This is a genomic window from Microbacterium awajiense, assembly GCF_039536545.1.
Classification (GTDB): domain Bacteria; phylum Actinomycetota; class Actinomycetes; order Actinomycetales; family Microbacteriaceae; genus Microbacterium; species Microbacterium awajiense.
Map to the genome: position 1 here is coordinate 1820465 of NZ_BAAAYU010000005.1, position 12332 is coordinate 1832796.

The 12332-nt window shown below is 70.4% G+C and carries 13 protein-coding genes and 2 tRNA genes; 11 read left to right on the forward strand and 4 right to left on the reverse strand.

Annotated elements, in window-relative coordinates:
- Nucleotides 1–38: 38 nt before the first annotated feature.
- From ABD663_RS15145 to ABD663_RS15170, 6 genes are all read left to right on the forward strand, one after another.
- A complete protein-coding gene (locus tag ABD663_RS15145; RefSeq protein ID WP_344739999.1) occupies nt 39–1196 on the forward strand; it encodes a DNA polymerase III subunit delta' in 1158 nt (385 codons plus the stop codon).
- The gene (locus tag ABD663_RS15150; protein WP_425561790.1) at nt 1193–2743 is read left to right on the forward strand and encodes an alpha/beta hydrolase; all 1551 of its coding nucleotides are present in this window, start codon (nt 1193–1195) and stop codon (nt 2741–2743) included. The genes ABD663_RS15145 and ABD663_RS15150 overlap by 4 nt, the downstream gene beginning before the upstream one ends.
- Before the next feature lie 120 nt (nt 2744–2863).
- Complete coding sequence (locus ABD663_RS15155; RefSeq protein ID WP_344740001.1) at nt 2864–4345, forward strand: LLM class flavin-dependent oxidoreductase; 1482 nt, start codon at nt 2864–2866, stop codon at nt 4343–4345.
- Nucleotides 4342–4965 carry an FMN reductase gene (gene msuE, locus ABD663_RS15160; protein WP_344740003.1) on the forward strand — a complete coding sequence of 208 codons (624 nt, stop codon included), beginning with the start codon at nt 4342–4344 and terminating at the stop codon, nt 4963–4965. The genes ABD663_RS15155 and msuE overlap by 4 nt, the downstream gene beginning before the upstream one ends.
- A 33-nt stretch (nt 4966–4998) precedes the next feature.
- Nucleotides 4999–5071, forward strand: a tRNA-Thr gene (locus ABD663_RS15165).
- A 72-nt stretch (nt 5072–5143) separates the two neighbouring features.
- On the forward strand, nt 5144–5527 hold the full coding sequence (locus ABD663_RS15170) for a hypothetical protein (protein ID WP_344740005.1): 384 nt from the start codon (nt 5144–5146) through the stop codon (nt 5525–5527).
- Nucleotides 5528–5539: 12 nt separating this feature from the next.
- On the opposite strand, the gene ABD663_RS15175 is transcribed toward ABD663_RS15170, so the two are convergent.
- The 3 genes from ABD663_RS15175 to ABD663_RS15185 all read right to left on the reverse strand — a co-directional run bounded on the left by ABD663_RS15175 (nt 5540) and on the right by ABD663_RS15185 (nt 7795).
- Nucleotides 5540–5965 carry a DUF6855 family protein gene (locus ABD663_RS15175; RefSeq protein ID WP_344740007.1) on the reverse strand — a complete coding sequence of 142 codons (426 nt, stop codon included), beginning with the start codon at nt 5963–5965 and terminating at the stop codon, nt 5540–5542.
- Between the two features lie 64 nt (nt 5966–6029).
- Nucleotides 6030–6722 carry a DUF2306 domain-containing protein gene (locus ABD663_RS15180; protein WP_344740009.1) on the reverse strand — a complete coding sequence of 231 codons (693 nt, stop codon included), beginning with the start codon at nt 6720–6722 and terminating at the stop codon, nt 6030–6032.
- A 104-nt stretch (nt 6723–6826) separates the two neighbouring features.
- A complete protein-coding gene (locus tag ABD663_RS15185; RefSeq protein WP_344740011.1) occupies nt 6827–7795 on the reverse strand; it encodes an EamA family transporter in 969 nt (322 codons plus the stop codon).
- Nucleotides 7796–7849: 54 nt separating this feature from the next.
- Between ABD663_RS15185 and ABD663_RS15190 the strand changes: the two genes are divergently transcribed.
- The 5 genes from ABD663_RS15190 to ABD663_RS15210 are packed head-to-tail and all read left to right on the forward strand — an operon-like array spanning nt 7850 to nt 12141.
- Entirely contained in the window at nt 7850–10162 is a 2313-nt protein-coding gene (locus tag ABD663_RS15190; protein ID WP_344740014.1) for an MMPL family transporter, read from the forward strand.
- Complete coding sequence (locus ABD663_RS15195; protein ID WP_344740016.1) at nt 10159–10740, forward strand: isochorismatase family protein; 582 nt, start codon at nt 10159–10161, stop codon at nt 10738–10740. The genes ABD663_RS15190 and ABD663_RS15195 overlap by 4 nt, the downstream gene beginning before the upstream one ends.
- Nucleotides 10737–11000, forward strand: a complete 264-nt coding sequence (locus tag ABD663_RS15200; protein ID WP_344740018.1) for a hypothetical protein — start codon at nt 10737–10739, stop codon at nt 10998–11000. Before ABD663_RS15195 ends, ABD663_RS15200 begins: the two co-directional genes overlap by 4 nt.
- A gap of 53 nt (nt 11001–11053) precedes the next feature.
- Nucleotides 11054–11668: an NUDIX hydrolase gene (locus tag ABD663_RS15205; protein WP_344740020.1), complete on the forward strand. Its 615-nt coding sequence runs from the start codon at nt 11054–11056 to the stop codon at nt 11666–11668.
- A gap of 32 nt (nt 11669–11700) precedes the next feature.
- Complete coding sequence (locus ABD663_RS15210; protein ID WP_344740022.1) at nt 11701–12141, forward strand: nitroreductase/quinone reductase family protein; 441 nt, start codon at nt 11701–11703, stop codon at nt 12139–12141.
- Nucleotides 12142–12223: 82 nt separating this feature from the next.
- Here ABD663_RS15210 and ABD663_RS15215 read toward each other — a convergent pair.
- Nucleotides 12224–12296: transfer RNA gene (locus tag ABD663_RS15215), tRNA-Lys, on the reverse strand.
- Nucleotides 12297–12332: the final 36 nt, after the last annotated feature.

A 12332-nucleotide genomic window follows, 5' to 3' on the forward strand; every position in this document is an offset into this window, starting at 1 on the left:
GGCCGGTGAGGTCGGACGCGGAGATTAGGCTGGTCGGCATGGAAGCGGTCGCGCCGGTCGCAGAGCTGCCCTGGACCGATGTCTGGGGTCAGGACGCCGCGGTGACGGCACTGCGGAACGCGGCCACCCACCCCGATGCGCTTTCGCACGCGTGGCTGATCACGGGTCCGCCCGGGTCAGGACGCTCGACGCTCGCGTACGCCTTCGCTGCCGCGCTGATCGCCGAGCCGGGCGACGCCGCAGCGATGAAGCAGGTGCTCGCCGGCACGCATCCCGACCTCACGGCGCTGCGGACCGAACAGGTGATCATCCGCATCGACGAGGCCCGGCGCCTGGTCGAGCGCGCGTACTTCGCGCCGTCGATCGGTCGCTACCGCGTCATCGTGGTCGAAGATGCGGACCGCATGACGGAGCGCACCTCGAACGTGCTGCTCAAGGCGCTCGAGGAGCCCCCCGAGCGCACCGTGTGGGTACTGTGCGCCCCGAGCGACGCCGATCTGCTCCCGACGATCCGTTCACGTGTGCGCACGCTGCGTCTGCGTGAGCCCGACGTCGCCGCGGTCGCCGCCCTCGTCGCCGCGCGCACCGGCGCCGCCCCCGCGGTCGCCGAGCAGTCGGCGCGCCACGCGCAGCGGCACATCGGCATGGCACAGCGTCTGGCCACGGATGCCGCCGCGCGTGAGCGCCGCGACGAGACGCTGCGTGCGGTGCTCGGGGTGCGTGGCGTCGGCGACGCCGTCGACGTCGCCGGCCGCATCGTGCAGGTCGCGAGCGAGGACGCGAAAGCGCTCACCGCCGAACGCGACGAATCCGAGCGATCGAGCCTGCTGCGCACGCTGGGTATCGCGGACGGCGCGGCGATCCCGCCGGCAGTGCGCTCGCAGATCTCAGCGCTCGAGGACGACCAGAAGCGGCGAGCGACCCGAAGCCTGCGTGACGGCATCGACCGCGTGCTCACCGACCTTCAATCGATGTTCCGGGATGTGCTGATGCTGCAGTACGAGCGGGAGGGCGACCTCATCAACCGTGAGCTCGAAGACGATCTGCGCGCGCTCGCACGGGCCTGGCCGCCCGCGCGCACCCTCGACGTCGTCGACCGGCTCGCCGCGACCCGTCAGAACCTCGAGCAGAACGTGGCGCCGGCGCTGGCGCTCGAGAGCCTGCTCATCACCGTCGCCACCGGAAGGACCCCGTGACCCGCACCCCCGCCCGCCGTATGCGGCGCCTGCTCGCCGTCGTGGCATCCGTCGCGGTGGCGTCGATCGCCCTCAGCGGCTGCCTGTACACGCTGATCCCGGAAGACCGGCCCCTCTCGACCGAGAGCGCGGCTCCGGACGTGAGCGGGATTCCCACCGAGCTGCTGCCGTTCTACAGCCAGACCGTCGTCTGGTCGCCGTGCGGTGACCTCGAGTGCGCCACGATCACGGCGCCGCTGGACTGGGACGACCCCGCGCTCGGCGAGATCGAGCTCGCACTGGCGCGTCAGCGAGCGCTCTCGGGCGAGGCGATCGGCTCGCTGCTGTTCAACCCCGGCGGTCCCGGCGCCAGCGCCGTCGACTACATCCGCACGTCGATGAGCGCGGCCGTGACGCCCGCCCTCGAGGAGGCGTACGACATCGTCGGCTTCGACACGCGCGGCGTGGGAGCCTCATCCGCGGTGCGGTGCTACGACGCCGCCGGAATGGACGCCTATCTGTACGACATCCCCGTGAACACGCGCGGATCAGACGCCTGGGAGGCCGAACTCGATGCGCGCAACGCCGGCTTCGCGGCGGCGTGCGAGGCGAACAGCGACGGGATCCTCGCGCACGTCACCACGGTCGACTCCGCGCGCGACATGGACCTGATCCGGGCGGTGCTCGGCGACAGCGAACTGCACTACCTCGGCTACTCGTACGGCACATTCCTCGGCGCCACCTACGCCGAGTTGTACCCCGATCGGGTGGGCCGGCTCGTCCTCGACGGCGCGATCGATCCCTCGATCCCGAGCATCGAGGTCGGCGAGATCCAGCTCTCCGGATTCGAGTCGGCACTGCGGGCGTACCTGGCGGACTGCCTGCAGACCAGCGACTGTCCCTTCCGGGGCAGTGTCGACGAAGCGGCGGCAGACCTCGGTGCGCTGTATGCGCGGCTCGACAGCACGCCTCTTCGCGCGTCGGACGGGCGGATGCTCGGGGCCGACGCCATGGTCACCGCGACGCTGCTGGCGCTGTACTCCGAGGACACGTGGCAGTACCTCACCATCGCGATCGAAGACGTGCTGCAGGGCAACCCCGAGCTCGCCTTCCTGCTCGCCGATTCGTACTACGGACGCCTCGACGGTGCCTACACCGACAACAGCACCGAGGCGTTCATCGCGTACAACTGCATGGATTATCCCGACGACACGACCCCTGAGGACGAGGCGGCCGCCGAAGCCCGACTCGCGGTCGAGGCGCCGACCTTCGCGCCATACTCCGTCGGGCCGGATACGTGCGCGGCCTGGCCGTTCCCGCCCACGGGCACCCGTGGCGTGCTCACCGCCGACGGCGCGGCACCCATCGTGGTCATCGGAACGACGAACGACCCCGCGACGCCGTACGAGTGGGCGGTCTCGCTGGCCGATCAGCTGTCGAGCGGCGTGCTCGTCACGCGCGAAGGCGAAGGCCACACGGGCTTCAACAAGGGCAACGCGTGCGTCGACACCGCGATCGAGGACTACCTCATCGACGGCGTCGTGCCCACCGACGGCCTGGTCTGCTGACCGTGCGTCCGCGGTTCGCGGGCGTCATGCGAAGACACGCGCGGCAACACGACGGAACCTGACGTCACAGGGCGACACCGACGCTCGACAGGCCCGGACTCCGCCCGCACACTCGTCGGCATGACTTCGCGCATCATCCTCAACGCCTTCGACATGACCTGCGTCACGCATCAGAATCCGGGCCTGTGGCGGCATCCGGACAACCGTGCCGACCGCTACAACACCCTCGAGTACTGGACCGACCTCGCCCGCACACTCGAGCGAGGCCGATTCGACGCCGTCTTCATCGCGGACGTCGTCGGCCTCTACGACGTGTATCGCGGGACCGCGGCGGCGTCCTTCCTCGACGCCGACCAGGTGCCGGTGAACGATCCGCTCCTGCAGGTGCCCGCGATGGCCGCCGTCACGGAGCGGCTCGGGTTCGGCGTCACGGTCGCCGTGACGTACGAGCAGCCGTACCTGCTCGCGCGTCGATTCTCGACTCTCGACCACCTGACGGGCGGGCGGATCGGCATCAACGTAGTGACGTCGTATCTCGACAGCGCGGCCCGCAACCTCGGGCTCCGCCGGCAGGTCGACCACGATCGACGCTACGACCTCGCCGACGAGTTCCTCGACGTCGTCTACAAGCTGTGGGAGGGCTCGTGGGAGGACGGTGCCGTCGTCAAGGACCCCGAACGGGGCGTCTACACCGATCCCGCGAAAGTCCACCCCATCGGCCACAGCGGCGAGTTCTACGAGGTGCCGGGAATCCACCTGACCGAACCGTCTCCGCAGCGCACGCCGGTCATCTACCAGGCGGGCGCGTCGTCACGTGGCCGGGACTTCGCCTCCAAGCACGGCGAAGCGCTCTTCATCATCGCGACGAGTCCCGAACAGGCCCGGGGGATCACCGACGACATCCGCGATCGCGCCGAGGCGCAGGGGCGCCGGCGCGACTCGGTCAAGATCCTCACGCTGCTCACCGTGATCACCGGTGCGACGGACGAGGAGGCGCAGGCGACCTACGACGAGCTGGCCGCGCACGCCAGCCTCGAGGGCGGGCTCGCGCTCGCGGGCGGCTGGACCGGCATCGACTTCTCGACCCTCGACCCCGACGTGCCGCTCGAGTACGTCGACAACGACTCGTTGCGCAGCGTGCTCGCGATGTTCACCACGGCCGATCCGACGCGTCGATGGACCCCTCGCGACGTCGCCGGGTATCTCGCGATCGGCGGTCTCGGCAAGGTCGTCGTCGGCGGTGCCGAGACCGTGGCCGACGAGCTGGAGCGCTGGATCGAAGTCGGTGGCCTCGACGGCTTCAACCTCGCCTACGCGATCACGCCCGGCACGTTCGAGGACTTCGTCGACCACGTCGTCCCCGAGCTGCAGCGTCGTGGTCGGGTGTGGCAGGACTATCCCGCCGAGAGCGACGGCACCCTGCGTGCCCACCTGCTGGACGCTCCCACGGGGCTCGTACCCGACGAGCATCCGGCGGCGCGGTACCGCGGGGCGTTCGCCGACGGTGCGTCCGCCGCCGACGGCACGTCGCCGTCCCCGTTCAGCGATGCCCGCGACCCGCTCGCCGCCGCGCCTCGCGCGGAGTCCCTGGTGAACCCGTGACGCAGGCGATCCTGTCCGTGCGACCGCCGGAACCTGTCTCGTCGACCGCGCGGCTGAACGTGGTGGCCGTATCGGGCAGCGTCAGTGCGCCGTCGAAGACCCGCGCTCTCCTGGATGAGATCGTCGCCGCCCTCGGCAACCGACTCGAGATCACGGCGCACACGGTGTCGCTGAACGAGATCGGGCCGGCCCTCGCGGGCGCGGTGCGTCGCGACGAGTTGCCGCCGACGGTCGAAGCGGAGCTCGAACGCATCGAGCGGGCCGACGTGCTGGTGGTCGCCAGCCCCGTCTATCGGGCGGCGGTCTCGGGCCTCTTCAAGCATCTGTTCGATCTCGTCGATCAGCACGCGCTCGCCGGGACACCGGTCATCGTGTCCGCGACGGGAGGCAGCGATCGGCATGCTCTCGTGGTCGAGCATCATCTGCGACCGTTGTTCGCGTTCTTCCAGGCGGTCACCCTGCCACTGGGGGTCTACGCCTGCGAAGCCGAGTTCTCCGGTGGCCGGGTCGCCGGCGCCGCGCTGCGCGACCGGATCGAGCGGGCGGTCGAGGTGAGCGTGCCGCTCATCAGGCGGCTGAGCGGATCGGCCGTGGATCGAAGCGCGCGCGCCGTCCGTTAGGATGGACGACGGCGATCTCGGCGGGGTCGCCGCGCCACCTTAGCTCAGTCGGCAGAGCGATTCACTCGTAATGAATAGGTCAAGGGTTCGATTCCCTTAGGTGGCTCAGACGGAACGAAGGCCGCCTCCGGCCCAGCCCGTGACCTGTTTCCTGCGGGGAGGCTGCATGGATGCGGCGATGAACGCCCTGCTCGAGATCTTCTCGTGGGTCGGCGTCGGATTGGGACTGAGCGTGCTGCTCGTCGCCCTCATCGCGCGGCTGGCCGACGGAACCTGGCTTCCCGCCCGCGCGGTCGTCGAGGACGGTCCGAACGGTCGCTTCGTGCGCTGGTTCGACGCCGACGGAGCCATCGGTCAGGCGCCCCTCACCGCCGAACAGGACGGAAAGCTGGCCGGCAAGGACATGGCCGACATCTACTACCGTCACGGCTGGACGGATCGGATGCGCCTGGACCCGCGCTCGCCCGCGGTGCGCCCCCTGACACTGCTCGGCACCGGACTGGTCGCCTTCGGCCTCGCATGCGCGATCGCGTCGTGGGTGCTGCTGGCGCTCTCGCGCTGACCACAGCACACGTCAATCTCGGGGGAGGGCGCGCACGCGGTTGTTTCGCGCATTGTGCTCCAACTCCACGAGGCCCAATGCCTCCAGAAGCGGCGGCACATACATCCCGAACCGGCCACGGTAGCCCTTGCGCTGGCCGTACCAGCCGCCGACAGGGTTGTCGGGCGACCGGCCCCACGCTTCGACCGTGCCTTCGGCGGGCTCCTTCTTCTCATCGGCGGCGCCCAGCGGCATCCAGTCGCCGTGCGTGACCAGCATGGCGTGGAGGTCATCTACCGCGCGAGCGAGGTAGGTGAGCCGCGTGCTGCCGACCTGGCAGACCAGCAGCGGCGGATCGGCCTCGTCGTCGCGGTGGATCGAGAACTGCGACGACAGCGGCGCCGTCTTCAGCTGCCAGGGATCGTCGGCGGTCCCGCTTCCCGACCAGTGCGTGTCCATCGCGTCCTCCTCGCCGTCGAGCGTCGACCCCAGTGTGGAACGTCGGCGGCGCGGCCGCAACGGGTCACGCGGGCAGGCGGTACGAGGGCAGTCCGCGGCGGCGGATGAGCCATTCGGCCACGAGCAGGTTGGGCAGCCAGGCGAGGAACGGCACCGCCGCGTACGCGTTGGCGAAGGCCGAGTCGAACTCCCACGGCATCCCGAGCCACAGCGGTGTCAGCAGCATGAGGGGCAGCCAGATGCGCAGGGTGACGGCCGCGAAGGTGAGTGCGTAGTTGCGGATCATCCACGCCTGGTGCGACGCGATGTCGCGACGACGGATGCTGCGATAGGCGCGCCAACCTGTGATCAGCCACAGCACGCCGAGGGCGCCGAACCCGAACAGCCCGACCCAGCCGGCCGGGCTGAACGGCGCGATCGCCAGGCCCGCGATCCCGCCGATCGCGACCGCGATGAGGTAGGTGCGGCCGGTGATGCGATGCACGCGCGGCATCCGGTCGCGCAGCCCGCGCCAGAACTGGAACGGGCCCAGCGCCAGCGCGAGTGCGGCGGCGGCGATGTGCGTGTACAGCGCGACCTGCACGGGCAGCGGCTTGACGGCATAGTCGGCGGCGAGGCCGACGTCCTGCGCGGCGAGCTCGTCGAGCGAACCGGTGAAGTAGGGGATCGCGCCGAAGGCGACGATGCTCAGCGCGAGCAGCGTGACGAAGGTCCAGCCCACGCGCGAGCGGGTGCGGACGGCGGTGGCGAGGGTCATGCGCGATACGGTACCGGCACCGTCGAGCCTCTTCACGGGGGCAGGCCCCCGGAGGTCCCCGGGGGTGGGCCCGCGCTCCTCGGCGAGGGTGTGGCCGCTTCCGATCAGGCCAGTGCGAGCATCCCGCCCGCGACCAGCGCGAGGGCCAGGCCGATCCACTGCACGGACGCCACACGTTCGCGCAGCACGATCGCCGCGAGCACGATGGTGCCCGCGGGGTACAGGGCCGTGAGCGCCGACACGATCGACAGGTCGCCGAGCCGCAGCGCGAGAAGCATCATCGTGTTGGCGCCGGCATCGAGGATGCCGCAGCCGATCGCGAGCCACCATGCCGCCCGCACTGTCGACGGCGGGCCCGTCGGCACCGCGGCGTCGGCCGGTGCGGCGTGCTCGAGGTCGGCGTGTCCGGTGGGAGTGGCGCCGAGTCGGGCGCCCTGGGGCTGGAGTGCGGTGAGAGCCGGCTGTCCGCGCCGCACGGTGCGCAGCATCAGGGCGCCGACGATGATCAGCGCCAGCGCCGTGTTGGTGGCACGCGTCATCACCAGCGGCATGAGGCCGCTGTCGTCGCTGGTGCGATCGATCGCGATGAGGAACCCGCCGATGGCGAGACCCGCGCCGACCGCCATCACCAGGCCCCTGACGTTCGGGCGGACGACCTTCGCGCCGGGGATGAAGCCGACGAGCACGACGGCGACGAGCGCGACCGCCAGTCCGACGTACCCGATCGCCGTGAGCTCCTCCTGGTTCACCAGCAGTCCCCACAGCATGGGGGCGATGGCCGAGACGATGGCCGTGAGCGGTGACAGGATGCTCATCGGGCCGATCGCCAGGCATGCGTAGAGCAGAAGAATGGCGACGAAGCCGAAGACGCCGGCGACCACGCCCCAACCGACATCGCGCGGCGTCCACTGCCCGCCCACGAGCGGCAGGGCGAGTCCGAGCAGGACCAGCCCCGACACCGCAGCGGCGGCAGTGACCGCGATCGACCGAAGGCGGCGCGCGGCCAGTCCGCCGAGGAAGTCGGCTGCGCCGTAGACGAGTGCGCCCGCCAGGGCGATCACCGCAGAGATCACCCGCACCAGCCTAGGGGTTGCGCAAACCCCAAAGTAGCTAGATAAGCTAGCAATATGCGTTCGACTCAACCGACCCGCTGGCTTCGCGTCGGCATCCCGGTTCTTCTCGTGCTCGTGTGGCTCGTGGGGGGTTCCATCGGCGGCCCCTACTTCGGCAAGGTCGAGGAGGTCTCGTCGAACGACCGGTCGAGCTTCCTGCCGTCCAGCGCCGATGCCACGCAGGTCAACGAGCAGCTGCCCGGCTTCCTGGGCGACGAGACCCTTCCGGCCGTGCTCGTGGTCACCGGTGACGGTGAGCTGACCGAGGACCAGCTCGCCGAGATCAGCGCACTCGTCGATGAGATCGGACAGCTGGACGGCATCCAGGGTGATGTCTCACCGCCGATCCCATCCGAAGACGGCGAAGCCGTGCAGGTGTTCGTGCCGATCGATTCGGGAGCCGACATCGATGAGGTCGTCAGCGAGATCCGGCTGATGGCCGACGAGGATCTCGCCGCTCCGCTGGAGGGGTGGGTGACCGGTCCCGCAGGATTCACCGCCGATCTCGTCGAGGGCTTCCTCGGCATCGACGGCCTGCTGCTCGCCGTCGCGCTCATCGCGGTCTTCCTCATCCTCGTCGTGGTCTACCGTTCGCCGCTGCTGCCGGTCCTCGTGCTGATGACGAGCGTGTTCGCGCTGTGCGTCGCGCTGCTGACCGTGTGGTGGCTGGCGTACGCCGGGATCTTCGTGCTCAACGGTCAGGTGCAGGGCATCCTGTTCATCCTCGTGATCGGCGCAGCCACCGACTATGCGCTGCTGTACGTCGCACGCTTCCGTGAGGCGGTCGCCGAAGGCCGGCAGCGGTGGGATGCCACGCTCACGGCATGGCGCGGATCGTTCGAGCCGATCCTCGCCTCGGGCGGCACCGTGATCGCGGGTCTGCTCTGTCTGCTGCTCAGCGACCTCGCGACCAATCGTGCGCTCGGGCCGATCGCGTCGATCGGCATCGCATTCTCGCTGCTGTCGGCGCTCACGTTCCTGCCGGCGCTGCTCGCGCTCGTCGGGCGGGCCGCGTTCTGGCCGTTCGTCCCGAAAGAGCCGGTGGCGACCATCCCCGACGACCTCACGCAGCCGGTCCGCGGTCTGTGGCCCCGCCTGGCCCGGTTCGTCGCGCGCCACGCACGCGCCGTCTGGATCGTCTGCACCGTCGTGCTGATCGCCGGCGCGTTCGGGGTGACCCAGCTCAAGGCCGACGGCGTCGCCACCAGCGACCTCGTGCTGGGGGAGTCGCAGGCGCGCGACGGGCAGGCCGTGCTCGCCGAGCACTTCCCCGCGGGATCGGGCAGCCCCGTCTACGTCATCGTCGACGAGTCCGATGCCGCGAGCGCCGTCGAGGTGCTCGAGGCGAGCGACGGCGTCGAGTCGGTGTCGGCGGCATCCGAGGACTCGCCGACCGGCCAGGCGGGAGTGGGCGTCGAAGACGGCGAGGTCGTGTACGCCGCCGTGGGTCCCCCCGGCACACCCGCCCCCGAGCCGACGGTGTCGGACGGCGACGTACTGCTCATCGGCACGCTGACCGATGCCGCCGACTCCATGGCCGCCGAGGATACGGTGCGCGATCTGCGCGTGGCCTTCGACGATGAGATCGGCGATGGCGCGGTGCTCGTCGGCGGCGAGACGGCGACCGACATCGACACGAACGACACGTCGATCCGCGACCGCACGCTGATCATCCCGGTGATCCTGGTGGTGATCTTCGCCATCCTCATGCTGCTGCTGCGGTCGATCCTCGCGCCCGTGATCCTCATCGGCACCGTGATCCTCTCGTTCGGCACCGCCCTGGGTGTGAGCGCGATCGTGTTCAACACCGTGTTCGACTTCCCCGGAGGGGATCCTGCCGTGCCGCTGTACGGTTTCGTGTTCCTCGTCGCTCTCGGCGTCGACTACAACATCTTCCTGATGTCGCGCGTGCGCGAGGAGTCGCTGGTGCACGGCACGCGCTCGGGCATCCTGCGCGGCCTCGTCGCGACGGGCGGGGTGATCACGTCAGCGGGTCTGGTGCTGGCCGCGACCTTCGCGGCGCTGGGTGTGATTCCGATCCTGTTCCTCGCGCAGATCGCGTTCATCGTCGCGTTCGGCGTGCTGCTGGACACCTTCGTGGTGCGCTCGCTGCTCGTGCCCGCCCTGTCGTACGACATCGGCCGAGCGATCTGGTGGCCGTCGAAGCTGTGGCGCCGCGACCCGCAGTCGGCGGCGACCGGTGGCGAGGCCACCGTTGCCGACGCGACGGACGCCGCCGAGCTGCCGGCATCCACCGATCCCGCGCTGGTCGCCGAGGACGGGCACGCGCTGACGCGCGACGAGTATCGTCGTACGCTCGAAGAATGACCAAGGCGCTGTTCATCGTCGATGTCCAGAACGATTTCACCGAGGGGGGAGCGCTCGGCGTCGAGGGCGGCGACGCCGTGGCCGCGGCGATCTCTCAGTACCTCGCCGATCATGCGGACGAGTACGCCCTCATCGTCGCGTCGCGCGACTGGCACGACGGCGACAATGACAACGGCGGACACTTCGCCGACGGCGAGCCCGACTTCATCGACAGTTGGCCCGTGCACTGCGTCGGCGGCACTCAGGGCGCCGAGTACGACGCCGGACTCGACACGGCGGCCGTGACGCACCACGTCAAGAAGGGGCAGGGCGAGCCCGCATACTCGCTGTTCGAGGGCGTGGACGACGAGGGGCGCACGGTCTCCGAGCTGCTCGAGCAGCACGGGGTGCTCGAGATCGACGTCACCGGCATCGCGACCGACTACTGCGTGCGGGCCTCCGCCCTCGACGCCCTGGCCCACGGCCGCCGCGTGCGTGTGCTGACCGACCTGATCGCCGGCGTCGCGGCCGAGTCGAGCGATGCCGCCCTGGCCGAACTCGCTCACGCCGGCGCCGTGCTGACCGAGTCGGCGCGATGAGCGAGGCCCCCGACCGGCCCGAGATCCCGCGCAATCCGGTCGCCGTCACCGGCCTCGTGATCACCGGTCTCGCGGCGATCGGGGGGCTGCTCAGCTGGCGGGTTGGTCTGCTGATCGCGCTCGCGGCTTTCGTGGTGAGCGTCTTCGGCTACCTGCGCTATCGCCGCGTCGGCGTGGGGCGCATCCCGGCGATGGCGGGAATGGTGGCATCCGCTCTGCTGGCCCTCTCGGCGTCGTACTTCGTGGTGACGGGGCTGTGACGGCGCCGCTGCGGTCGGCGCGCGCCGACCTCGAGGACCTGTGCGCTCGCGGGATGACCTGGAACACCGCGATGCGTCGCGCGTTCCCGGATGCCACGGCGGGCCGTCCGGCCGCTGTGCTGGTCCTGTTCGGCGAGCTCGACGACATCCCGGCCCGTGCGCACGGAGCGGTCAGTGCCGACCTCGACGTGCTGCTGCTGCGCCGCGCGGCGACCCTCGGCAGCCATCCCGGGCAGATCGCGTTCCCGGGCGGCCGCGTCGAAGAATCCGATGACGACATCGTCGCCGCGGCCCTGCGCGAGGCCCGGGAGGAGACGGGGGTCGACCCCGCCGGCATCGAGCCGCTCGGCACGCTGGAGCCGCTGCCCGTTCCGGTGAGCAACCATCTCGTGACACCCGTGCCCGCGTGGTGGACCCGACCGAGCGAGGTGGCCGCCGTCGATCACGCCGAGTCGGTCGACGTGTTCCGGGTCCCCGTCGCAGATCTCCTCGACCCCGCACACCGCGGAGCCACCGAGCATCGGTTCGGCGGCGCGCTGTATCGTTCGCCGGCGTTCGAGGTCGAGGGCCGCGTGATCTGGGGATTCACCGCCATCGTGCTGTCGGGCATGTTCAGCGAACTCGGCTGGTCCGTCGACTGGGACGACCGCCGCATCATCGTGCCGTGACCCGGCGGATCACACCGACGTAGGGTGAGGGTATGGCGAAGGCGGCGTACCCCGAGTGGATGGTCCGGCTCCTGGGCTGGGCGCACGGTGCGGCACTGCGCCTGTCGGGCGGGCGCATCGGCCGCTTCGTCCTCGGTATGGAGGCCGTCGAACTGCACACGACCGGGCGGCGGACCCGGCGCGAGCGCACTGCTCTGCTCACGGCGCCGATCCAGGAGGAGGGTCGCATCGTGCTGGTGGCCTCGCTCGGCGGTGGCGACCACCATCCCGCCTGGTATCTGAACCTCCGCGCGAACCCGGGCGTCCGCATCACCGGCGCCGCGGGAACCCGCCGCTATCGCGCGCGCACGGCGACCGGCGACGAGCGCGCGGCGCTGTGGGAGCGCGCAGTCGAGGTGTATCCGAACTACGCGCACTACCAGGAGTGCACCGACCGCGTGATCCCGGTCGTCGTGTGCGAGCCCGTCGACTGATCGCGGCCGAGCCGGCACCGCTGCGAGTCGCCGCACCTGCACGATCCGGGGTGGGTCGGCGTGCAGAGGCGACGATCGACGGTGGGCCCCGTGGGGCTCGAACCCACGACCCGCGGATTAAAAGTCCGATGCTCTACCGACTGAGCTAGAGGCCCGCGACCTCTCAGCGTACCCGTACCGACAACGGCCGT

What these genes read in the sequence shown, in the direction of transcription:
- ABD663_RS15145 (WP_344739999.1), top strand. Translation starts at nt 39, where the DNA reads ATGGAAGCGGTCGCGCCGGTCGCAGAGCTGCCCTGGACCGATGTCTGG.
- ABD663_RS15155 (WP_344740001.1), top strand. Translation starts at nt 2,864, where the DNA reads ATGACTTCGCGCATCATCCTCAACGCCTTCGACATGACCTGCGTCACG.
- ABD663_RS15170 (WP_344740005.1), top strand. Translation starts at nt 5,144, where the DNA reads ATGAACGCCCTGCTCGAGATCTTCTCGTGGGTCGGCGTCGGATTGGGA.
- ABD663_RS15175 (WP_344740007.1), bottom strand. Translation starts at nt 5,965, where the DNA reads ATGGACACGCACTGGTCGGGAAGCGGGACCGCCGACGATCCCTGGCAG.
- ABD663_RS15180 (WP_344740009.1), bottom strand. Translation starts at nt 6,722, where the DNA reads ATGACCCTCGCCACCGCCGTCCGCACCCGCTCGCGCGTGGGCTGGACC.
- ABD663_RS15190 (WP_344740014.1), top strand. Translation starts at nt 7,850, where the DNA reads ATGCGTTCGACTCAACCGACCCGCTGGCTTCGCGTCGGCATCCCGGTT.
- ABD663_RS15195 (WP_344740016.1), top strand. Translation starts at nt 10,159, where the DNA reads ATGACCAAGGCGCTGTTCATCGTCGATGTCCAGAACGATTTCACCGAG.
- ABD663_RS15200 (WP_344740018.1), top strand. Translation starts at nt 10,737, where the DNA reads ATGAGCGAGGCCCCCGACCGGCCCGAGATCCCGCGCAATCCGGTCGCC.
- ABD663_RS15205 (WP_344740020.1), top strand. Translation starts at nt 11,054, where the DNA reads ATGACCTGGAACACCGCGATGCGTCGCGCGTTCCCGGATGCCACGGCG.
- ABD663_RS15210 (WP_344740022.1), top strand. Translation starts at nt 11,701, where the DNA reads ATGGCGAAGGCGGCGTACCCCGAGTGGATGGTCCGGCTCCTGGGCTGG.